Genomic DNA, 21658 nt, shown 5'->3' with positions numbered 1-21658 from the left:
AATGTCTCGTATCGGCAAAAAGGCTGTTGCCGTTCCTGCTGGCGTTACCGCCAGTCTCGAAGGCCAGACCGTCAAGGCCAAGGGCCCTAAGGGCGAACTGCGTTTCACCATTCCCGACCTCATCAAGGTCGAGTTCAAGGACAACGCGTTCAAGGTCGACCCGAAGGACGATTCCAAGCTCGCTCGCTCCCAGTGGGGCATGTCGCGCACCATGGTGTCGAACATCCTCGTGGGCGTCACCCAGGGCTTCGAGAAGCGTCTCGAGATCAACGGCGTCGGCTACAAGGCCGCAGTCGCCGGCAAGGTCGTGAAGCTCTCGCTCGGCTATTCTCATGATGTCGATTATCCGATTCCGGAAGGCATCACCGTCACTACCCCGAAGCCGACCGAAATCGTCGTTGCGGGTATCGACAAGCAGATGGTCGGTCAGGTCGCTGCGGAAATCCGCGAGTATCGTGGCCCCGAACCCTACAAGGGCAAGGGTGTCAAGTACGCTGGTGAATTCATCTTCCGCAAGGAAGGCAAGAAGAAGTAAACGGAGCCTATCATGGCCAATGCAAGGCAAGCTCTTGAGCGCCGCAAGGCGCGTGTCCGCCGGCAGCTTCGCTCGGTGGCAAACGGACGGCCGCGCCTCTCGGTTTTCCGCTCTTCCAAGCACATCTATGCCCAGGTCATCGATGATGCGAACGGCGTTACCGTCGTTGCCGCTTCGTCGATCGAAAAGGACCTGCGCGGCAGCTTGAAGACGGGCGCCGACATCGAGGCCGCGAAGGTGATCGGCAAGCTCGTCGCCGAGCGCGCCGTCGCCAAGGGCGTCAAGGACGTCTTTTTCGATCGTGGTGCCTACATCTTCCACGGGCGCGTCAAGGCGCTCGCCGATGCGGCCCGCGAAAGCGGCCTGAATTTCTAAGGAACGGATCCAATGGCTCGTGAACGTGAACGTGAACGTCAGCGCGAAGAGCGCGACAGCGAGTTCGTGGACCGCCTTGTCCACATCAACCGCGTCGCCAAGGTGGTGAAGGGCGGCAAGCGCTTCGGCTTTGCTGCACTCGTCGTCGTCGGTGACCAGAAGGGTCGTGTCGGCTACGGCCATGGCAAGGCCCGTGAAGTGCCGGAAGCCATCCGCAAGGCAACCGACCAGGCCAAGCGTGGCCTGGTGCGCGTGTCCCTGCGCGAAGGCCGCACCCTGCACCATGACGTCAATGGCCGTCATGGCGCCGGTAAGGTCGTGCTCCGCGCGGCTCCGGCCGGTACCGGCATCATCGCCGGCGGCCCGATGCGCGCCGTGTTCGAATCGCTCGGCATGCATGACGTGGTGGCCAAGTCTCTCGGCTCCTCGAATCCCTACAACCTGGTCCGCGCGACGTTCGATGCGCTGAAGCAGGAAGACTCGCCGCGTTCCGTCGCGGCTCGTCGTAGCCTCAAGGTGTCCCAGATCCAGAGCCGGCGTCAGGGTATCGACGCCGAGTCGACCGACTGATCGGGGAGGGATAAGCGATGGCTAAAACCAAGACCGTGACGGTCGAGCAGGTCGGAAGCCCGATCCGCCGCACCAAGGACCAGCGTGCGACTCTCGTCGGCCTGGGCCTGAACAAGATCCGCCGCCAGAGCACGCTGGAAGATACGCCGGCCGTGCGTGGCATGATTGCCAAGCTCGGTCACCTCGTCCGCGTGGTCGGGGCCGAGTAAGGAGACGCGACGATGAAACTCAACGATCTTCGCGACAATGAAGGCGCGACCAAGAGCCGTATCCGCGTTGGACGCGGCATCGGCTCGGGCAAGGGCAAGACCGGCGGCCGCGGTGTCAAGGGTCAGAAGGCTCGCACCGGCGTCGCCGTGAAGGGCTTCGAAGGCGGTCAGATGCCCTTGCATCGTCGTCTGCCCAAGCGCGGCTTCCACAACATCTTCGCCAAGCACTTCGCCGAGGTGAACCTCGGCCGCGTGCAGACGGCCGTCGATGCCGGCAAGCTCGATGCCAAGGCCGTGGTGAATGCCGAGGCCCTCGTCAAGGCCGGCGTGATCCGCCGCGCTCTCGACGGCGTCAGGTTGCTCGGCTCGGGCGAACTCAAGGCCAAGGTGGCCTTCGAGGTTGCCGGCGCCACCAAGGGCGCCCTGGCTGCTGTCGAAAAGGCTGGCGGTTCGGTAAAAGTACTGACTGCCGCTGCAAAGGCCGAGGCCTGACACTATATAGAAGCGGCTCGCCGGTTCTGGCGGGCCGCACCTTTATTGGCGCGCTTTCGACACGGCGGAGCACGATATGGCATCGGCGGCGGAGCAGCTTGCTGCGAGCATCAATTGGAGTTCGTTCTCCAAGGCTGACGAACTTAAGAAGCGCATTTGGTTTACGCTGGGCGCGCTGCTCATCTACCGGTTGGGTACCTATATCCCGTTGCCCGGCATCAATCCCGAAGCCTATGCGAGCGCCTTCAACGGCCAGGCCGGCGGGATTCTCGGTCTCTTCAATATGTTTTCGGGCGGTGCTGTTTCGCGTATGGCGATCTTCGCGCTCGCGATCATGCCCTATATCTCCGCCTCGATCATCATTCAGCTTTTGACGACCGTGGTGCCCCAGCTCGAAGCTCTCAAGAAGGAGGGCGAGCAGGGCCGCAAGATCATGAACCAGTATACCCGCTACCTGACCGTCGTGCTGGCGACGGCGCAGGCCTGGGGTATTGCGGTAGGTCTCGAAGGCGGCCAGGGTATCGTCACGGCGCCGGGCCTCTTCTTCAAGCTATCGACCACGCTCACGCTGGTGGGTGGGACCATGTTCCTGCTCTGGCTGGGAGAGCAGATCACGTCGCGCGGCATCGGCAACGGTACGTCGCTGATCATCCAGGCCGGCATCGTCGCCGAGTTTCCGACGCACCTGGCGCAGATGTTCGATCTTGCCCGCACGGGCGGCATGTCTCCGCTGACGCTGCTCATGGCCCTGGTCGTCGCCGTTGCGGTGGTTCTTGCGATCGTGTTCTTCGAGCGCGCCCAACGCCGCCTGCTGATCCAGTATCCAAAGCGGCAAGTCGGCAACAGGCTTTATGAAGGGCAGTCGTCACATCTGCCCTTGAAGCTGAACACGTCGGGCGTGATCCCGCCGATCTTTGCTTCTTCGCTGCTGCTGCTGCCGACCACGGCGGCGACCTTCGTGGCTGCTGGCAACCCGAATTCCTGGCTCGCCAACGTCGCGATCTACCTGAACCATGGCAAGCCGCTGTTCATGGTGCTCTATGCGGTCCTCATCGTGTTCTTCTGCTTCTTCTATACGGCCATCGTCTTCAATCCGACTGAGACGGCCGACAATCTGAAGAAGCATGGCGGCTTCATTCCGGGGATCCGGCCTGGCGAGAATACGGCCAAATTCATCGACTATGTGCTCACGCGCATCACGGTGGTCGGCGCGATCTACATCGCCCTGGTGTGCATGGTGCCGGAGATCCAGAATTACATGGTCCCGTCGGTTCCGTTCGTCCTGGGCGGCACCTCTCTGCTCATCACGGTGAGCGTGGCCATGGACACGCTGGCGCAGATCCACGGGCACCTGCTCGCTCATCAATATGAAGGGCTGGTGCGCAAGACCAAGCTGAAAGGGCGTCGGGGATGAAGCTCATTCTCCTGGGTCCGCCGGGGGCGGGCAAGGGTACCCAGGCCGTGCGATTGGTTGAGAAGCATGGCATTCCTCAACTGTCGACGGGCGATATGCTCCGGGCCGCAGTCAAGGCTGGCACTCCGGTCGGAGTGAAGGCCAAGGCGGTGATGGATGCGGGCAAGCTGGTTTCGGACGATATCGTCGTCGGCATCGTCGCCGACCGTATCGAGGAGCCGGATGCGCATAACGGCTTCATTCTCGATGGCTTCCCGCGCACGGTCGCGCAGGCGGTCGCGCTGGACAAGATGCTGGCAGAGAAGGGCATGCGTCTGGATGCCGTGATCGAGTTCCTGGTGGACGAGTCCATCCTCCTCTCGCGTATCGAGAGGCGCGTGGCCGATACCATTGCTACCGGCGGAACGCCACGCAAGGACGACAATGCCGAGGCTCTCAAGGCGCGTCTCGAGAGCTACCGCAAGGAAACGGCACCGTTGTCGGACTATTATCGCAAGTGCGGGGATCTCTACACCGTCGATGCGATGAAATCGATCGAGGATGTGTCCGCCGAGATCGATGCACTTCTGGATACCGTTTCAGTCTGAGCCGGGATCCGTTGCATGGCGGCCATTCGGCCGAAATGCATGAACTTTGTCTTTACGAGTTGACGTCTTCGCAGAGAATCTCTACAAGGCGCATCTCACGTCAAAGACGCGCGGGCCGATCGCTCATCCGAGCGAACGGCTCGTTTTTGCGCTGCCGGCTCGCCGGTCATGATTGGACTGATATTCGGCCTTCGCCGGATCAAAGATTTGGAGACCGGAACGTGGCCCGCATCGCTGGTGTCAACATTCCCACCGCCAAGCGCGTCGAGATCGCGCTGCAGTATATCCACGGCATTGGCCCCGCCAAAGCCAAGGAGATCGTTGCCAAGGTTGGCATTGCGCCCGAGCGCCGTGTCCACCAGTTGTCGGATCAGGAAGTTTTGCAGATTCGCGAAACCATCGATCGTGACTACATCGTCGAGGGTGACCTTCGTCGTGACGTCGCCATGAACATCAAGCGTCTGATGGATCTTGGCTGCTATCGTGGCCTTCGTCATCGTCGCAGCCTGCCCGTCCGCGGACAGCGCACGCATACCAATGCCCGCACCCGCAAGGGCAAGGCAAAGCCGATCGCCGGCAAGAAGAAGTAATTCACTTTCTCTTTTTGTCCCGAGCGCCTGGTACAACGGGCGCGCTTGAAGGATCTACAGTATGGCCAAAGAAGCCGCAGGTCGCGTTCGCCGTCGCGAGCGCAAGAATATCGTTTCTGGCGTTGCACACGTCAATTCGAGCTTCAACAACACGATGATCACCATCACCGACGCACAGGGCAACACGATCGCCTGGTCCTCGTCGGGCACGATGGGTTTCAAGGGTTCGCGCAAGTCGACCCCCTATGCCGCGCAGATGGCCGCCGAAGATGCCGGCCGCAAGGCGAGCGAGCATGGCATGCGTACGCTGGAAGTTGAAGTCTCTGGTCCCGGTTCCGGTCGTGAATCGGCTCTGCGCGCGCTGCAGGCGTCGGGCTTCACGATCACCTCGATCCGCGACGTGACGCCAATTCCGCATAATGGTTGCCGCCCGCGCAAGCGTCGTCGCGTCTAATTTCGCGATTTGAGATGGCCCGGTCGCCATTGGGGCGTACCGGGCTTGTTGGCCGCACCGAGACCGATTGAAGGGTGTCGTCGTGATTCAGAAGAACTGGCAGGAACTGATCAAGCCGCAAAAGCTCGAAGTGACTCCGGGAGAAGATCCGAAGAGCCAGGCAACTGCGGTTGCCGAGCCGCTGGAGCGGGGCTTCGGCGTGACTTTGGGCAATGCGTTGCGTCGCGTTCTGCTGTCGTCCCTCCAGGGCGCGGCGGTGACCTCCGTGCACATCGATGGCGTGTTGCATGAGTTCTCGTCCATCCCCGGCGTGCGCGAGGACGTGACGGACATCGTCCTCAACATCAAGGAAATCGCCGTCAAGATGTCGGCGGAAGGCCCCAAGCGCATCGTGCTGAAGAAGCAGGGTCCTGGCCAGGTCTTCGCCGGCGACATCCAGACGGTCGGTGACATCCAGATCCTCAACCCCGAGCACGTGCTCTGCACGCTGGACGAAGGGGCGGAGATCCGCATGGAGTTCACCGTCAATACCGGCAAGGGCTACGTCGCGGCTGACCGCAATCGTCCGGAAGATGCGCCGATCGGCCTCATCCCGGTCGACAGCCTCTACTCCCCGGTCAAGAAGGTCGCTTTCAAGGTCGAGAACACCCGCGAGGGCCAGATCCTCGACTATGACAAGCTGACCTTGACGATCGAGACCAACGGCTCGATCACCCCGGACGACGCGCTCGCCTTCGCGGCCCGCATCATCCAGGACCAGCTGGAAGTCTTCGTCAACTTCGAAGAGCCCAAGAAGGAATCCGAGGCCCCGGCCATTCCGGAACTCGCCTTCAACCCGGCCCTTCTCAAGAAGGTGGACGAACTGGAACTGTCGGTCCGCTCGGCGAACTGCCTGAAGAACGACAACATCGTCTATATCGGCGACCTCATCCAGAAGACGGAAGCGGAGATGCTCCGCACGCCGAACTTCGGCCGCAAGTCCTTGAACGAAATCAAGGAAGTGCTGGCTCAGATGGGGCTCCACCTCGGCATGGAAGTGCCGGGCTGGCCGCCGGAGAACATCGAAGAGCTCGCCAAGCGCTTCGAAGAGCATTATTGATCCGGCGCATCGCGCTGCCAAAGCTAAAGGAACAGGGCAATGCGTCACGGCAAGGCTCATCGCAAATTCAACCGTACGGCCGAACACCGCAAGGCGATGTTCGAGAACATGGCGTCCTCGCTCATCAAGCATGAGCAGATCGTCACCACGCTCCCCAAGGCGAAGGATCTTCGCCCGATCGTCGAGAAGCTTGTCACCCTCGGCAAGCGCGGCGATCTGCACGCCCGTCGTCAGGCCATCGCTGCGCTTCAGGACGAGACCATCGTGAAGAAGCTCTTCGACGTGCTGGCGACTCGCTACAAGGACCGCCAAGGTGGCTACACCCGTGTCCTCAAGGCAGGCTTCCGCCATGGTGACTCGGCGCCCGTCGCCGTGATCGAGTTCGTCGATCGCGACGTCTCGGCCAAGGGCCAGGATTCGGGCCCGGTGCAGGACCAGGCCGAGGCGGCCTGATCTTCCGGGGACCGGTGAGAGTTTGAAAGGGCGGTGCGCAAGCGCCGCCCTTTTTTCTGGGAGTATAGGCATCCTGGCCCGGCTTCATTCCTCTGGACAGGCTTCAAAGTGCCAGAGGGCAGGCGAGACGCCAGCCTCTTTCCGCCATGGCGAGATCGGTTTGGCTGCGGTGCGCATCCGACGAACCGGAGCGAGGAAGAGCTTTCATCACCGGCGAGCGGTTCGGGCTCGTACGGCGGCACGACGGCCTCACGCGGCTTCGGGGGCAGACTGGAAGTCCTCACACCCAGCAACCACATTTGCACCATTGGCTTTACGCATAATCTGGTTCAGAAGATCCCTGATTTGACGAACCAGTCCCCGCCGGAGTTGTTCATGCGCCGTCTTGCCCCCGCCGCTCTCATCCTGCTCGCCAGCTTCGTGCCGGTCCACGCACAGGATGCCGCCGTCCCGCAGAGCGCCGGGCAGGTGAAGCTCTCCTTCGCGCCCGTGGTGAAGGCCGTCACGCCGGCCGTCGTGAATGTCTATGCCACCCATGTCGAGAAGGCTCAGGCCAATCCCATGTTCGACGATCCCTTCTTCCGCCAGTTCTTCGGCGGTGGCGGGGCACCGCGTGACCGCGTGGAACGCTCGCTCGGTTCCGGCGTGATCGTGGCAAGGGACGGCATGATCGTCACCAACTACCACGTGATCGCGAACGCCACGCAGGTACGGGTCGCCCTTTCCGACAAGCGGGAGTTCGACGCGGACATCATCCTCAAGGACCAGCGGGCGGATCTGGCGGTCCTCAAGCTCAAGGGTGTGAAGGGTGATCTGGCGACCCTCGAGATAGCTGATTCCGACAAGATCCAGGTGGGCGACCTTGTTCTGGCTATCGGTGACCCCTTCGGCGTGGGGCAGACGGTGACATCCGGCATCGTATCGGCCCTGGCGCGCAGTCAGGTCGGGCAGTCGGATTTCCAGTCCTTCATTCAGACGGATGCCGCCATCAATCCAGGCAATTCGGGCGGCGCACTTGTCGACATGTCGGGCAAGCTCGTCGGCATCAACACGGCGATCGTCTCCCGGTCCGGCGGCAATATTGGTATCGGTTTCGCCATTCCCGCAGCCATGGTGAAGGTCGTGGTGGCATCCGCGCAAGCCGGATCGGACCGCGTGCTGAGGCCTTGGCTCGGGGCGAGCATGCAGAGCGTGAGCTCGGAGATCGCCGAGTCGCTGTCGATGGATCATCCCGCTGGCGCGCTCATCACCGATGTCGCCAAGGATGGTCCGGCGGCACAGGGCGGTCTGCGGACGGGGGATGTCGTGTTGAGCGTCGATGGTGTGCCCATATCCGATCCTGACGAGTTCGGCTACCGCTTCGCCACCAAGACGCTGGGCGGTACGGCGCAGCTCGACGTTCTGCGCAAGGGCGACCATGTCACCGTTCCCGTCAAGCTGGTCGTGGCGCCGGAGACCACGCCGCGCGATGAAACTGTGCTCGAAGGCGATTCGCCGCTGGCCGGTGCCAAGGTTGCCAATCTCTCGCCGGCGGTAGCCGAGTCGCTCGGCATGTCGATGGACGCCGAGGGCGTGGTGGTCGTCGATGTCGAGGACGGCAGCGCCGCCGCCAATTTCGGCTTCCAGAAGAAGGACATCATCCTGGTCGTCAACGGGAAGAAGGTGACCGACCCCAAGGCGCTGAACGAACTGGCGCAGGAACAGCGCCGCCTGTGGCGGATCACCATCAACCGTGACGGCCAGCAGATATCGACGATCCTGGGGGGCTGATGGCGGATCTGTTTTCCTCGGCCGGGCTGGAGAAGGACGCACCGCGCCCATTGGCGGATCGCATGCGGCCGAAGACGCTTGCCGAGGTGGCCGGGCAGGACCATCTCGTCGGCGCCGAAGGCGCGCTGACGCGCCTGCTTGCCTCCGGCTCGCTCGGCAGCCTGATTTTCTGGGGCCCGCCGGGGACCGGCAAGACAACGGTGGCACGGCTGCTTGCAGGGGAAACCGATCTTGCCTTCGAGCAGATCTCCGCAATTTTCACCGGTGTCGCCGATCTCAAGAAAGTGTTCGAGGCAGCTCGCTCGCGCCGCATGATGGGGCGCGGCACGCTGTTGTTCGTCGACGAGATCCATCGTTTCAATCGCGCCCAGCAGGACAGCTTCCTGCCAGTGATGGAAGACGGCACGGTAACGCTGGTAGGCGCCACGACCGAGAATCCATCCTTCGAGCTCAACGCCGCGCTGCTCTCCCGCGCCCGGGTGATGGTGTTTAACGCGCTCGACGAGGCGGCGATCCTGCGCCTGCTCGCCCATGCCGAGGAGGTCGAGAGCCGCAAGCTTCCGCTCGACGACGAGGCGAGGGCGGTGCTGGTACGCATGGCTGACGGCGACGGCCGCGCGAGCCTCACTCTGGCCGAGGAGGCCTGGCGCGCGGCGAAGCCGGGGGAGGTCTTCACCGCCGCCACGCTCCAGCAGGTGTTGCAGCGCCGGGCACCGATCTACGACAAGTCAGCGGATGGCCACTACAATCTGATCTCGGCTCTGCACAAATCGGTGCGCGGTTCCGATCCCGACGCCGCGCTCTATTATCTCGCCCGGATGTTTGACGCGGGCGAGGATCCCTTGTTCATCGCCCGGCGGGTGGTCCGCATGGCGGTGGAGGACATCGGCATGGCCGATCCACAAGCCCTCGTCGTCGCCAATGCCGCCAAGGATGCCTATGATTTCCTGGGCAGTCCCGAGGGCGAGCTCGCCATTGCGCAGGCCGTGATCTATGTCGCCACGGCGCCGAAGTCGAATGCCGCCTACACTGCCTTCAAGGCCGCCACGCGTCTTGCCAAGGAGGCCGGCTCCCTGACGCCGCCCAAGGTCATCCTCAACGCGCCGACCAAGCTGATGCAGGCCGAGAACTACGGCGCCGGTTATCGCTACGACCACGACGAGCCCGACGGCTTTTCCGGCCAGAACTATTTCCCCGACGCGCTCGGGCGCCGGCAATTCTACGAACCGGTGGAGCGGGGCTTCGAAAGGGAAATCCGCAAGCGGCTGGACTACTGGGAGAAGCTTCGGCGCGAGCGGGGAGAGGAATAGTCACGGGACGGCGACGTCCAGTCCGCTTTTGCAAATCACGCGCTTCGGGGGAGCGGGCGGCAGGCGTGATGCCTGCCGCTCCATGAAGGCCCCGGTCATTCACGCGACCAATTCAGTCGTCTCCTCGCCTTCATAGAGACGCTGTGCCTCGACCAGCACCTCGTCCAGCGGCCGTCCGGCGCGATAGCCGGCAAGTCCCGCCGACTGTTCCATGCCCGGCAGCAGCCGTGGGCAAGGCTGGGCAGCGCCCACCACCGTACTTACGGGAATGACGCCGGCCCAGACTGGATGGCCATAGTCTTCCTCGTCATCGCCAACGCCGGCGGCACGCACCTTGGCGGAAGCCTCCTCGATGCGCATGCCGATTACCATGGTCGCCTTGGCCTCCTGCTCATGGGTCTGGCGAAGCTCGGCGGCCCGGCCGGGATAGAAGCGGTCGACGACGCCGAGCAGGGCCTTCGCCTTCTCCTGCGGATCGTCGATGATGCGGGCGGTCCCGAAGCAGATCGCCGAGCGGTAATTGGCCGAATGATTGAAGCCGCTGCGCGCCAGCACCAGCCCATCGAGATGGGAAACGGTGAGACAGACCGGCGTGCCGCCCTTGAGAGCGCGCAGCATGCGGCTGGCCGAGGAGCCGTGCCAATAGAGCCAGTCGCCCTCGCGCCAATGGATGGTCGGCGTGCAATAGGGCTGGCCGTCGATGACATAGGCGACATGGCACAGGAAGGAGGCATCCAGAACGGCATAGACCGCTTCATGATCATACCGGCCCCTGTCGTGCCGGCGCTTGAGCCGATTGCGTCCCGTTACGGCGAAACTGGTCGAAGTGGATTCCTGTTCCTTCATGGCCCTTGCTTTCGAAACGACGATCGGGGCAAGGTGCCCCTTTATATTGGTTCAAAAAAGATCCAATCCTATGAAAAAACTTCGAACCAATTCGGCGGACTGGTCGGCGTTGATGCCGGTGTTACCGGGTGAAGGGCCCCGCACCCGGGAACTCTATGCCGCCATCCGCCGGTTGATCGAGGGCGGCCAGGCGCCGTCCGGCACCAAGCTGCCCACGACCCGCGACCTTGCAGCACGCCTGGGCGTTTCGCGCGCCGCGGCCGTGGCGGCGTTCGAGTTGCTGGTCGCGGATGGTTTCGCGGAGGCACGTGTGGGGGCCGGCACCTTTGTTGCCCCGCAGGTGCCGGCACTGGCGCCGGTATCGCGGGAGGTTCCGCCAATGGCGGCGCCACCGCCACCGCTGCCTTGCGAACTGGGCGTCGCGACGATGGACGAGAAGACCATGCGGATCTTTCGCAGGCTGCTGTCCCGCAGCCTTGCGCGTCCCGGGCCTGAGCATTTCCACTACGGCGACGCCAGGGGAACGAGAGCGCTGCGCGATGCAATCGCCGCCTATCTGCGCACCGCGCGCGGCGTGCGGTGCGATCCGGAGCAAATCATCGTCACTACTGGTACGATGCACGGCATGGACCTGGTGGTGCGCAGCGTCATCCGCCCGGGCGACGCCGCGTGGATCGAGGATCCCTGCTACGGCAAAGCTCGTACAATTCTGAAGGCTGCGGGCGCTCGTCTCGTCGGTGTGCCGGTTGACGGAGAGGGGATCGATTCGGCCCAGGGGACCATCGCGTGCTCGAAGGCGAGGCTTGCCTATGTCACCCCCTCGCATCAGTTCCCGCTTGGCGTTGCCATGAGCATGCGCCGCCGCCTTGCCTTGCTGGAATGGGCACGCCGTAACGACGGCTGGATCATCGAGGACGACTATGACAGCGAATTTCGCTTTTCCGGTCCACCGCTCGCGTGCCTGCAGGGCATGGACGACGGCGACAGGGTCGCCTATCTCGGCACATTTTCGAAGGTACTGTTTCCCGGGATGCGCATCGGCTACGCAGTGGTGCCGAGGGCGCTCCTGGCCGCCGTGCTAAGGCTGCGTATCCAGTCCGATCGCCAGCCGCCCACGCTCGCGCAGGGCGCCATCGCCGATTTCCTCGACCAGGGGCACTTCGCCGCACATCTGCGGCGCGTCCGTCGACGCGTTCAGTCGGCACGGGATCGTCTCGTGGCCGGATTGAGGCGAGGGGGGCTCGAGGTCGATGTACCCGAGCAGGGCCTGCATCTGGTGGCGGGCCTGCCTTCGAGCTTCGACGACAGGGCACTCGCGATTGCGGCGCGTGAGGCGGATGTAGGGGCTCTGCCGTTGTCTCCGCTCCATCTCGATGCGCCGCAGCGGCAGGGGTTGATCCTGGGCTTTTCGGGTTTCGACGGAGAAGTACTCGCCGAGGCGGCCGAAAGGTTGTGCCGGTTGTTGTGAGCACGTTGCCGGGCCGTGGGCATTCCTTCCCGCAAGCGCCTGCTCTGCCGGGAAAAGCACAGGGGAACCGCTGCCTTTCGTGCGGCTATTCCTGGGGCAGGCCGTCCGTGATCTCGTAGAAATCGCCCTTCTCCGCGGTGCAGATGTGCTTCACCAGCCTGAGGCCGGTCGGTTCGTCGAGCGAGCCGGCGGAGACGGAAACATGTCCCTTGGCCGTACCCTCCCAGAACAGGTGACTTCCGCATTCGGAACAGAAGCCTCGCCTGGCCGCCGGCGAGGACCGATACCAGCTGAGCTTGCTGTCGCTTTCCATATGGAGGTCCGCCGGGTCACAGGCTGCGTAGGCACCCGCGTAGGTGTGGACCCGTCGGCAGAGCGCGCAATGGCATGCCCATACGTCGCGCAGGGCACCACGTATGGCGTACCGGACCGAGCCGCACAGGCAACCACCCGTGGCGCGAAGGGCCTTGTCGTTCCTGGTCGTCATATATGCATTCCCTTCCAATGAGAGGGCAGTTTCCGATGCCCGGCTTCTTTTATCGGTGATCGGGGCTATGGCCACGCCTATCCGCGCCCTGCTTCGCGAATTTCGGGCAGACATGGCGCGCCCGCTGCTTTATAGGGACGCGATCCCTTTCATCGCGCTTCGGAATCTTGATGTCCTTTCTGGTCGAAACACGTATCGTCACCGCAGATGAGGACGGCATGCGTCTCGACCGCTGGTTCAAGACGCATTTTCCCGACCTTGCCTTCGGCCATCTTCAGAAGTTGCTGCGGTCGGGCCAGGTCCGGATCGACGGCGCGCGCGCCAAGACCAATGATCGTCTTGCGAAGAACCAGAGCATTCGCATCCCGCCTTTGCCGAAATCCGAGCCCGGGGCATCCAATCCCCACGTCGCGACCAAACGCTCGGTCCAGGCACAGAAGGATGCCGAGTTCATCCGCTCCCTGATCCTCTACGAGGACAAGGACGTGCTGGTGATCAACAAGCCCCACGGTCTCGCCGTGCAGGGCGGTTCCGGCACGGAGCGTCACGTCGACGGCATGCTCGCGGCATTGGCCGGCCCCGATGGCGAAAAGCCGCGTCTCGTGCATCGTCTCGATCGCGACACCTCCGGCGTTCTGGTGCTGGCCAAGACTCGAAAAGCCGCGTCTGATCTCGGCGCGATCTTCCGCACCCGCTCCGCCCGCAAGATCTATTGGGCGCTGGTGAAGGGCGTGCCTTCGCCCAAGCAGGGTCGCATTTCGCTGTTCCTCTCCAAGCAGCTCGGCATGGATGGCGAGAAGGTGCGGGTGATGAAGCATGGCGACGAGGAGGCCGTGCATTCCGTCACCTATTATTCACTTGTAGACAGGGCCGCCAACTCCGTGTCCTGGCTGTCGCTGAAGCCGGTCACCGGTCGCACGCACCAGCTGCGCGCGCACACCGCCCATATCGGCCATCCGATCATCGGCGATCCCAAATATGGCGAGGCGATGGAGAACGTCCCCGAGGAACTGCCCAAGAAGCTGCATCTGCACGCGCGTCGGATCACGCTGCCGCATCCGCGCGGCGGTACGCTCGACGTTACCGCGCCCCTGCCGCCCCATATGCGCCAGAGCTTCGAGATCCTCGGCTTCGATACCTCGGCGTATGATCCCATTGTCGATGCGCCGGAGGATTGATCCCAAGTGAAACTCGTCTTGTTCGATGTCGACGGCACGCTGATCGACAGCCAGCATCTGATCTATGCCTGCCTGGTCCATATGTTCGAACGCTTGGGCCGCCCGTTGCTGCCGCGCGCGCAGATGCTCGGCATCGTCGGCCTCTCGCTGGAGCCCGCGGTGCGCCAGCTGCTCGGCGCAGATACGAGCGCTGCCGAGATCGAACAGGCGGCCGCCTTTTACCGGGAGGCGTTCCTGGCGCGCGTGGATGATCCCGCCCATGCCCCGCCGCTCTTTCCGGGCGCTGCGGAGGCGGTTGCGACACTGCGCCGGCGCGAGGATGTCATCCTCGGCATCGCCACCGGCAAGTCCATGCGCGGCGTCGAGCGCATATTGAGTGGATTGGGCTGGGGTGGGGATGTGTTCGCGACAATCCAGACGGCCGATACCGCTCCCTCGAAGCCGGATCCGGGCATGGTGCTGCAGGCCGCCCGCGAGGTCGGACTGGCACCGGGACAGACGGTCATGATCGGCGACACCAGCTTTGATATCCTGATGGGGCGGTCCGCCGGCGCGGCGACGATCGGCGTGTCCTGGGGTAACCATCCGGTGGTGGACTTGCGCGAGGCCGGTGCCGATCACATCATCGATGAGTTCTCCCAGCTTCTGCCGTTGGTCGATGCCTTCAAGGTGGCGGAACCCTCATGAGCGACGAGCGCGATTTCTACGGGCACTGGTTCCGCGACAGCTCCATGCCCGATCCCATGTATGCTGCCCAGAAGGGCATGAAGCCGGAGCTGCCGAAGCGTTTCTACACGCAGGCGGCGTCCGTCGAGAAGGACGGGCTTCACGCCGTGGCCCTGGACGGCCGCGTCGCCCGGACGCCGGCGAAGTCGCTGCTGGCCTTCGCATCGCGTGATGTCGCCCAGGCGCTGGCGGAGGAATGGAACGGGCAGGGCAGTCATATCGACCCATTCTCCATGCCCATGACGCGCATTGCCAATTCCGCCATAGACGGCGTCCGCCCGACCCGGCAGGCGGTGATCGACGAGATCGCGAAATATGGTGGTTCCGACCTCCTGTGTTATCGCGCCGAGACACCGGAGGAGCTGGTTCGCCGGCAGAAGGAGGCCTGGGACCCCCTTCTCGCATGGTGCGCCGGGAACATCGGTGCTGAACTCGTTCTGGCCGAAGGCATCATCCACAAGGCCCAGGCGCCGGAGGCGTTGGCGGCCATAGCAAATGCCGTGTCGACCTTCGACGAGCTGGGTCTTGCAAGTCTCCATGTGATTACAACGCTGACAGGCTCGGTCGTGCTGGCGCTTGCCGTGGCCAGGGGCCATCTCGAACCGGAGGCGGCCTGGGCTGCTGCGCATGTCGACGAGGACTATCAGATCGAGCTCTGGGGCAGCGACGAGGATGCCCAGCAGCGCCGTGCCTGGCGCTGGCGTGAGATGGAAGCGGCTTCGCGGCTGCTGGGCATGCTGCGCTGAGCCAGCGATGATCCACAGGTCGGCGGGAGGGGAATGGCCACCGGTCGGGAAGGCGGCCATTCCCCTTGGCGTCCGGCAATGACGGGTAACGTCACTCCCTTCTGCCTTAGTTCCAGGCGCCCGGAGGGATGGTGATCGGATGGGACGGCACCAGCGTCGCCACCGAGACATGGGGCCAGGTCAGCCCGTTGAAGTTCAGGAAAACCACCTGTGAATATTGGATCTGCGTCGAATGCACCTTGATGGTGCGCGGCGTCTCGATCGTGATCGGCGGAGCAACGTGGAACTTCGGCACGGGCTGGCCGGCCGCGCCGCCTTCGGCGTGAATCGTCAGTGGAGAATGGCCGGTCCTGAAGATCGGAATATGCAGCACGTGCTCGACGGTCTCGATCCAGAACGTCGCCGTCATTTTCAGCGACTGGGCGTTAGGGCCGGGCGGATTGGGGTTGGTGAGAGCACCCGCATTGCCGAGAAGAAAGGCGATGTTGTCCGTACCGCCTCCGAACAGAGGGGTGGCAGGGCTGGTGGAGATATCCAGCACTGTCGTCGAGATGATGGTCTGCGACACGATGTGGTTCCGCAGGAGCGTGTTGGGATCGTCGAGAAGGGCCTGCGTGATAGTGCCCTGCTGGATGAAGGAAGTCAGATCCTGGGGGATGCGCGGCGTATTCTGGGTTGCTGCCGTCTGGCTCGCGAACTTGATCCTGTTCGCGGGGTTGGCGGTGAGGAACGGCGTCATGTCTACAGGTGCTATCGTCGGCTTGCCGCTGACGGTCGTCGCCGTGCCCTGCGCGGCAATGGTGGTGCCATGGGGGATGGAGGCCATGCGGGTGAAGGTCTGCCCCTCGGCTGGGTTGGTCGTCAAGGGAACCATGACCCATAGTCCAGGCTCGAGGTGGATGCCTGTCGGCTGGCTGGGTACGGTGATGTCGTTGATGCTCTGCAGATAGGGGACGCCGTTGAGAAAGATGTCGCCCTGTACCATGCCGCGATTGGGGACCGAACCCAAGGGAGAGGAGAACGAAAGGGTCTCCGAGGTGATGTTCAACTCCAGGATATTATCGCTGTTGGGCTGCGGGGTCGGCAACGGTGTCGGTGTCGTCGGGTTTTGAGGTCGGAAGATCGAATTGAAGCCGCTGCCGGTAAAAGTGCCGGTGAAGGCGGCGAGGGGACCGAGGCTCGGTGTCGCCTTGCCCAGCGTCTTCAGCCTCGTGAGGCTGGACACTTCGTCGAACCTGAAGCCGCTGGGCAGCGAGACGGCGGATTCGAGCTTTATGTCTTGCGTCATTGCAGAGTTCTCCGGTTCTGGACGAGGCCTGCGAAGGGCGCCTCGTCGTTGCAGAAAGCCCGTCCGGTGGATTCAGCCACCGGATGAAGGCAACGCCGCCCCGGCCCGCAAATTCATTGGCAGTGGGGGCCGGGGCGTGCTTCGGCGTCCCGGGAAAGCCGGCGTGCAAACGCAAGCAGACCTTCTCCGGCAGGGAGTTCAACTGTCGTTGGAATAAGATGGGTAATAGTTTAGGTGTCAGCTTCTCCAGGCAGGAATATGCCTAAAGCTGCTTGCTCAATTCGAAATGAGACCCAAGCAAATTGCAGTATCTATAATATAGGGAGTTTAATGCCGGAGAAGGTGTGATATTGCCGTGACAAAATCTATATTATACTTATATTTGCGATATCGATGTGCCGCAAGTATGGGTTGTGCCTCGGCTCGGAAAGGTTTGTACCTTGGCGATGCCGGTGCCCGGCAGCGTCTCGGCAGGTGGCCGATGATGGGGGGCGGTGACCTTGTCTGCGGCCCCGTTCCCCCGTTGTCAGCTTCTCGCGTTTTCACCTGGGCGATGGTCAGCCTTCCCCAGCGATACGCTTCTCGCAGGCGGCGAGCAGCGTACAGAGCGCGACCGCTTCCGCGGCCTGCCTGACTTCGGCCAGGCTCGGGTAGGTCGGTGCGATGCGCAATGTCCTGTCGAGCGGATCCTTCCCATAGGGATGGGTGGAACCTGCGGGCGTAAGCGCGAGCCCGGCTGCCTTGGCGAGGGTGACGACCCGCCCGGCAGTGCCCGGCAAGACGTCGAGGATGATGAAGTAGCCACCCGCCGGCTTCGTCCAGCTTGCGAAGCCGTAGGGTTCCAGCCGGCCTTCGAAGGCTGCCTCGACCGCTGCGAATTTGGGGGCAATCAAGGCGCGATGCTTCTCCATGTGATCGGAGATGCCCTTGTAGTCCTTGAGGAAGCGCACATGGCGCAGCTGGTTGAGCTTGTCCGGGCCGATGGTGCGCTTGCCGGCGCTGTCGAGATACCAGCGCACCGTGGCGGGCGAACCGGCCAGGAAGGCGAGACCCGCTCCGGCGAGCGTGACCTTCGATGTCGAGGCGAAGACGATCGGCCTATCGGGATGGCCGGCCTCGGTGCAGGCATCCAGGATGTTGCGCAGATGCGGGCGCTCGTCGCTGAGGTGATGGAGCGCGTAGGCATTGTCCCAGAGGATGCGGAAATCGCTCGCGGCGGTTTTCAAGCGTGCGAGGCGTTCCACCGTATCACCGCCGTAGGTCTCGCCGCTGGGATTGGAATATTGAGGCACGCACCAGATCGCCTTGACGCGGGCGTCCGCCACCAGACGCTCGACCTCGTCCATATCGGGGCCCTCGCCGGTGAGCTGTACCGGAATGAGTTTGATGCCGAAGGACTCGGCCAAGGCAAAATGCCGGTCATATCCGGGTACCGGGCAGAGTATGCTGACCTCCTCTTCCTTTGACCATGGCCTGCTGCCGCCTGGCAGCCCCCGCAGCAGGGCGTAGACCAGGACGTCATGCATCATGGCGAGGCTCGAATTGTTGCCGACCACGATCTGCGCCGCCGGTGCGCCAAGCACGGGCGCGAACAGGTTGCGCACTTCGGCGAGGCCCTGCAGGCCGCCATAGTTGCGCGCGTCTTCCCCGGATTCGGTGAGATGATCGCGGTTGCCGGGTAGCGCCAGCATGCCGCTGGCGAGGTCGAGCTGCTCGGGCGCCGGCTTGCCGCGCGTCATGTCGAGAGAAAGCTTGCGGTCCTTCAGCGCCTCATATTCACGGGTGAGATCACGGTGCAGGGCGCTGATGGCCTCCGCGCTCATATGGGCCAGGCTCGACATGGGCAGGTTCTCTACAGGTGACGCTGGAGGCTGCACTATCGCGCAACGGCATGGCATTCAAGCGTGGTGCCGCGCTTCGTGATGGAAAAGCCGGCCGATGCCGGGCCCGGCGCATGATTGCGCTCGCCTTGGGGGATGGGGTGGCTACTATCTCCGTCGAGAAGTCTCGGCAGGGAAGCATGAAGGCTGCACCGATCATACGCGACGCTGACGACCTGGACATGGCGATAGTCCAGTCCATCTACGCCCATCATGTATTGCATGGCCTCGCAAGTTTCGAGGAGGAGCCGCCCAGCCTCGAGGAGATGCGCCGACGCCGCGCCTCGGTGGTGCAGCGGGGTTTGCCCTATCTCGTCGCCGAACTGGAGGGCCGTATCGCCGCTTACAGCTATGCGACGCCCTATCGTCCACGCCGTGCCTATCGCTACACGGTGGAGGACTCGGTCTATGTGGCACCCGGGCTCGCCGGGCGGGGCATCGGCTCCGCCTTGCTCCGCGCGTTGATCGCCCGGTGCGAGGCCGGTCCCTGGCGGCAGATGCTCGCCGTCATCGGCGACAGCGGCAACACCGGTTCGATCGGCCTGCATGGGAGTCTCGGCTTCACGCAGATCGGCGTTCTCAGGACGGTGGGCTTCAAGCACGGTCGATGGGTGGACACGGTGCTCATGCAGCGCTCTCTCGGGGAGGGTGCGAGGACGCTGCCGGCCGAGATGGAGGCTATACCGTGATCCCTTGCGGCGCGAGGCTTTCTACTTCCTGTGGAATCCTGTAGGTGGACCCGGTGAAATTTTAGCAATGTCGCGGTATGGGTCGAGAAGCGGCGCCCTTCACAACGAGCCGCCGGAAACGCCGTTCATGAAGCACATCCTGGCCGAACTCGAAACACGCCGCGCGCAGGCACTCCTGGGCGGCGGCGAGAAACGCATCGCAGCCCAGCACGCCAAGGGCAAGCTCACGGCCCGCGAGCGCCTGGAACTCCTGCTGGACGCCGGGTCCTTCGAGGAATTCGATGCCTTCGTGGAGCACCGCGCCGTCGATTTCGGCATGGATCAAAGCCATATCGCCGGAGATGGCGTGATCACCGGCTGGGGCACCGTGAACGGGCGCAAGATCTTCGTCTTTGCCAAGGACTTCACGGTATTCGGTGGTTCGCTCTCGGAGACGCATGCCGCCAAGATCAACAAGATCCAGGACATGGCGCTGAAGAACCGCGCCCCGATCATCGGCCTGTTCGATGCAGGCGGCGCCCGCATCCAGGAAGGTGTCGCGGCACTCGGCGGCTATGGCGAGGTCTTCCGGCGCAACGTGCTGGCATCGGGCGTCATTCCCCAGATCTCGTTGATCATGGGCCCGTGCGCGGGCGGCGACGTCTATTCCCCGGCGATGACCGACTTCATCTTCATGGTGAAGGATACCAGCTACATGTTCGTCACCGGTCCCGATGTGACCAAGACGGTAACGAACGAAACCGTTACGGCGGAGGAACTCGGCGGCGCCTCGGTGCATGCCGTGCGTTCCTCGGTTGCGGACGGTGCCTACGAGAATGATGTCGAAGCGCTCCTGCAGATGCGCCGCCTCATTGATTTCCTGCCCGCGAACAATTGCGAGGGACCGCCGGAACTGCCTTCCTTCGACGATGTCGAGCGGTTGGAGCCTTCGCTGGACACCCTGGTGCCGGATAATCCCAACAAGCCCTACGATATGAAGGAACTCGTCGCCAAGCTGGCCGACGAGGGCGATTTCTTCGAAATCCAGGAGAAGTTCGCCCGCAATATCATCACCGGTTTTGCGCGCATCGGCGGCCGGACGGTGGGGATCGTTGCCAATCAGCCGATGGTGCTCGCGGGGGTGCTCGATTCCGATGCCAGCCGCAAGGCGGCTCGCTTCGTGCGTTTCTGCAACGCCTTCGAGATCCCGATCGTCACCCTGGTGGACGTGCCCGGCTTCCTGCCCGGCACGGCGCAGGAATATGGCGGCCTCATCAAGCATGGTGCCAAGCTGCTCTTCGCCTATTCGCAGGCGACCGTACCGCTGGTGACCATCATCACGCGCAAGGCCTATGGCGGCGCCTATGACGTCATGGCTTCGAAGCATGTCGGCGCCGACGTCAACTATGCCTGGCCGACGGCGCAGATCGCCGTGATGGGCGCGAAAGGGGCGGTCGAGATCATCTTCCGGCAGGACATGGCCGATCCGGAGAAGATAGCCGAGCACGTCAAACGCTATGAGGATCGCTTCCTCTCCCCCTTCGTGGCCGCCGAGCGCGGCTATGTCGACGAGGTGATCCAGCCTTCGCAGACCCGCAAGCGCGTGGCCCGGGCGCTGGCCATGCTGCGCAACAAGCATGTCGAGGCGCCGAAGAAGAAGCACGACAACATACCGCTGTAAGGCGGACGTCCTGCCCGCTTCTGCCCTGGAGACGGATGGAACGCGGCGGGGCGGTTTCCAAGGCATTCCACGGGAGGGAGAGATGGCGATCTCCGTCACATCGGCCCTGCCGATGCCGCCCTCGATCGCCACTCCGTGTCCCGCTCGCCCTGGCCTACGCTGCCGCCTTGAGCCCTTCCCACCAGCTTTGCGCCAGCGTGAGATCCCGCTGCAGCAGGCCGTGTCCGCCGGGCAGGACCTCGTGCCTGACATTGCCGCCGGCCTCGCGCAGCAGGGTCGCCAGCCGCTCGACCTTGGACGCGGGAGCCATGGGATCGGCCTGGCCGGAGAGGATCAGCAGGGGCTTGCCGGCAAGATCCGGCAGGCGATCCGGCTCGAAGGGCAGGGTCGGCCGCAGGAGGATGGCGCCGGAAAGTACCTCGGGTCTGAGCAGCAGCAGCGAGGCGGCGATATTGGCGCCGTTGGAAAAGCCGAGCGCGACAGGCGGTTCGATCCCGTAGCTCTTGCCTGCCTCCGAAACGAAGTCGGCCAAGGCCTGCGTACGAGCCTTCAGGTCCGGTATGTCGAACACGCCTTCAGCCATGCGGCGGAAAAAGCGGTTGGCAGGGCCTTCCCTGACCTGCCCGCGCGGCGAAAGCAGCGGTGCGCCAGGCGCGACGGCGCGGCCGAGATCGATGAGGTCGTGTTCGTCGCCGCCGGTACCGTGAAGGAGAAGCAGGCTCCGGGAGCCGGGGCCTGGCTCGAAACGATGGATGTGGGAGAGAGTGGACATGGTTCACCTGGAAGTGCGGACATCTCATCCGTTCTTGAAGACGCCGAGGTCGAGGAGGGG

24 protein-coding genes are annotated in these 21658 nt (G+C 63.5%); 19 read left to right on the top strand and 5 right to left on the bottom strand.

Annotation, left to right across the window (positions count from 1 at the left end; genetic code table 11):
- Position 1: 1 nt before the first annotated feature.
- The 13 genes from rplF to AC6H34_RS28375 all read left to right on the top strand — a co-directional run bounded on the left by rplF (position 2) and on the right by AC6H34_RS28375 (position 9858).
- Positions 2-535 carry a 50S ribosomal protein L6 gene (gene rplF, locus AC6H34_RS28435; RefSeq protein ID WP_448148068.1) on the top strand — a complete coding sequence of 178 codons (534 nt, stop codon included), beginning with the start codon at positions 2-4 and terminating at the stop codon, positions 533-535.
- Between the two features lie 12 nt (positions 536-547).
- Positions 548-910, top strand: coding sequence for a 50S ribosomal protein L18 (gene rplR, locus AC6H34_RS28430; protein WP_448148067.1), 363 nt, complete (start codon positions 548-550; stop codon positions 908-910).
- Between the two features lie 12 nt (positions 911-922).
- A complete protein-coding gene (gene rpsE, locus AC6H34_RS28425; protein WP_497541067.1) occupies positions 923-1480 on the top strand; it encodes a 30S ribosomal protein S5 in 558 nt (185 codons plus the stop codon).
- A gap of 17 nt (positions 1481-1497) precedes the next feature.
- Positions 1498-1689 carry a 50S ribosomal protein L30 gene (rpmD, locus tag AC6H34_RS28420; RefSeq protein ID WP_448148065.1) on the top strand — a complete coding sequence of 64 codons (192 nt, stop codon included), beginning with the start codon at positions 1498-1500 and terminating at the stop codon, positions 1687-1689.
- Positions 1690-1701: 12 nt separating this feature from the next.
- Entirely contained in the window at positions 1702-2181 is a 480-nt protein-coding gene (gene rplO, locus AC6H34_RS28415; protein ID WP_448148064.1) for a 50S ribosomal protein L15, read from the top strand.
- A gap of 76 nt (positions 2182-2257) precedes the next feature.
- The gene (gene secY, locus AC6H34_RS28410) at positions 2258-3595 is read left to right on the top strand and encodes a preprotein translocase subunit SecY (protein ID WP_497541066.1); all 1338 of its coding nucleotides are present in this window, start codon (positions 2258-2260) and stop codon (positions 3593-3595) included.
- Positions 3592-4182 carry an adenylate kinase gene (locus tag AC6H34_RS28405; RefSeq protein WP_448148062.1) on the top strand — a complete coding sequence of 197 codons (591 nt, stop codon included), beginning with the start codon at positions 3592-3594 and terminating at the stop codon, positions 4180-4182. The genes secY and AC6H34_RS28405 overlap by 4 nt, the downstream gene beginning before the upstream one ends.
- Positions 4183-4403: 221 nt before the next feature.
- Positions 4404-4772 carry a 30S ribosomal protein S13 gene (rpsM, locus tag AC6H34_RS28400; protein ID WP_068292123.1) on the top strand — a complete coding sequence of 123 codons (369 nt, stop codon included), beginning with the start codon at positions 4404-4406 and terminating at the stop codon, positions 4770-4772.
- A 61-nt stretch (positions 4773-4833) separates the two neighbouring features.
- Positions 4834-5226 (top strand): 30S ribosomal protein S11, encoded by a 393-nt coding sequence (rpsK, locus tag AC6H34_RS28395; RefSeq protein ID WP_068292125.1) that lies wholly within the window; start codon positions 4834-4836, stop codon positions 5224-5226.
- A 67-nt stretch (positions 5227-5293) separates the two neighbouring features.
- Positions 5294-6325: a DNA-directed RNA polymerase subunit alpha gene (locus AC6H34_RS28390; RefSeq protein WP_448148061.1), complete on the top strand. Its 1032-nt coding sequence runs from the start codon at positions 5294-5296 to the stop codon at positions 6323-6325.
- A 39-nt stretch (positions 6326-6364) separates the two neighbouring features.
- Entirely contained in the window at positions 6365-6778 is a 414-nt protein-coding gene (gene rplQ, locus AC6H34_RS28385) for a 50S ribosomal protein L17 (RefSeq protein WP_497541065.1), read from the top strand.
- Between the two features lie 375 nt (positions 6779-7153).
- Positions 7154-8548 carry a Do family serine endopeptidase gene (locus AC6H34_RS28380; RefSeq protein WP_448148059.1) on the top strand — a complete coding sequence of 465 codons (1395 nt, stop codon included), beginning with the start codon at positions 7154-7156 and terminating at the stop codon, positions 8546-8548.
- Positions 8548-9858, top strand: coding sequence for a replication-associated recombination protein A (locus AC6H34_RS28375; protein ID WP_448148058.1), 1311 nt, complete (start codon positions 8548-8550; stop codon positions 9856-9858). The genes AC6H34_RS28380 and AC6H34_RS28375 overlap by 1 nt, the downstream gene beginning before the upstream one ends.
- Before the next feature lie 99 nt (positions 9859-9957).
- Here the strand turns inward: AC6H34_RS28375 and AC6H34_RS28370 are convergent, their stop codons facing one another.
- Entirely contained in the window at positions 9958-10704 is a 747-nt protein-coding gene (locus AC6H34_RS28370; protein ID WP_448148057.1) for a pyridoxamine 5'-phosphate oxidase family protein, read from the bottom strand.
- Positions 10705-10774: 70 nt separating this feature from the next.
- Between AC6H34_RS28370 and pdxR the strand changes: the two genes are divergently transcribed.
- Positions 10775-12172: a MocR-like pyridoxine biosynthesis transcription factor PdxR gene (pdxR, locus tag AC6H34_RS28365; RefSeq protein ID WP_497541064.1), complete on the top strand. Its 1398-nt coding sequence runs from the start codon at positions 10775-10777 to the stop codon at positions 12170-12172.
- An 85-nt stretch (positions 12173-12257) separates the two neighbouring features.
- Here the strand turns inward: pdxR and AC6H34_RS28360 are convergent, their stop codons facing one another.
- A complete protein-coding gene (locus tag AC6H34_RS28360; RefSeq protein ID WP_448148055.1) occupies positions 12258-12659 on the bottom strand; it encodes a GFA family protein in 402 nt (133 codons plus the stop codon).
- Positions 12660-12829: 170 nt separating this feature from the next.
- Here AC6H34_RS28360 and AC6H34_RS28355 point away from each other — a divergent pair, with 170 nt between their 5' ends.
- From AC6H34_RS28355 to AC6H34_RS28345, 3 genes are read left to right on the top strand one after another with little or no spacing between them, the layout of a single operon-like run.
- A complete protein-coding gene (locus AC6H34_RS28355) occupies positions 12830-13837 on the top strand; it encodes an RluA family pseudouridine synthase (protein WP_448148054.1) in 1008 nt (335 codons plus the stop codon).
- Between the two features lie 6 nt (positions 13838-13843).
- Positions 13844-14524, top strand: a complete 681-nt coding sequence (locus AC6H34_RS28350; protein WP_448148053.1) for an HAD family hydrolase — start codon at positions 13844-13846, stop codon at positions 14522-14524.
- Positions 14521-15309 (top strand): ATP12 family chaperone protein, encoded by a 789-nt coding sequence (locus AC6H34_RS28345; RefSeq protein ID WP_448148052.1) that lies wholly within the window; start codon positions 14521-14523, stop codon positions 15307-15309. The genes AC6H34_RS28350 and AC6H34_RS28345 overlap by 4 nt, the downstream gene beginning before the upstream one ends.
- Positions 15310-15415: 106 nt before the next feature.
- Here AC6H34_RS28345 and AC6H34_RS28340 read toward each other — a convergent pair whose 3' ends face one another.
- Positions 15416-16597 (bottom strand): heme-binding protein, encoded by a 1182-nt coding sequence (locus tag AC6H34_RS28340; RefSeq protein WP_497541063.1) that lies wholly within the window; start codon positions 16595-16597, stop codon positions 15416-15418.
- Positions 16598-17154: 557 nt separating this feature from the next.
- Positions 17155-18438, bottom strand: coding sequence for an aspartate aminotransferase type Ic (locus AC6H34_RS28335; protein ID WP_497541062.1), 1284 nt, complete (start codon positions 18436-18438; stop codon positions 17155-17157).
- Between the two features lie 179 nt (positions 18439-18617).
- Between AC6H34_RS28335 and AC6H34_RS28330 the strand changes: the two genes are divergently transcribed.
- Both AC6H34_RS28330 and AC6H34_RS28325 read left to right on the top strand, forming a co-directional pair.
- Entirely contained in the window at positions 18618-19166 is a 549-nt protein-coding gene (locus AC6H34_RS28330; RefSeq protein WP_497541061.1) for a GNAT family N-acetyltransferase, read from the top strand.
- 127 nt (positions 19167-19293) lie between these two features.
- Positions 19294-20826 carry an acyl-CoA carboxylase subunit beta gene (locus AC6H34_RS28325; RefSeq protein ID WP_448148049.1) on the top strand — a complete coding sequence of 511 codons (1533 nt, stop codon included), beginning with the start codon at positions 19294-19296 and terminating at the stop codon, positions 20824-20826.
- 154 nt (positions 20827-20980) lie between these two features.
- Here the strand turns inward: AC6H34_RS28325 and AC6H34_RS28320 are convergent, their stop codons facing one another.
- On the bottom strand, positions 20981-21598 hold the full coding sequence (locus AC6H34_RS28320) for an alpha/beta hydrolase (RefSeq protein WP_497541060.1): 618 nt from the start codon (positions 21596-21598) through the stop codon (positions 20981-20983).
- Positions 21599-21658 lie beyond the last annotated feature (60 nt).

The sequence above is a fragment of the Labrys sp. ALF-8 genome, assembly GCF_059699065.1.
This window is presented reverse-complemented; position numbering and strand designations above follow the sequence as displayed.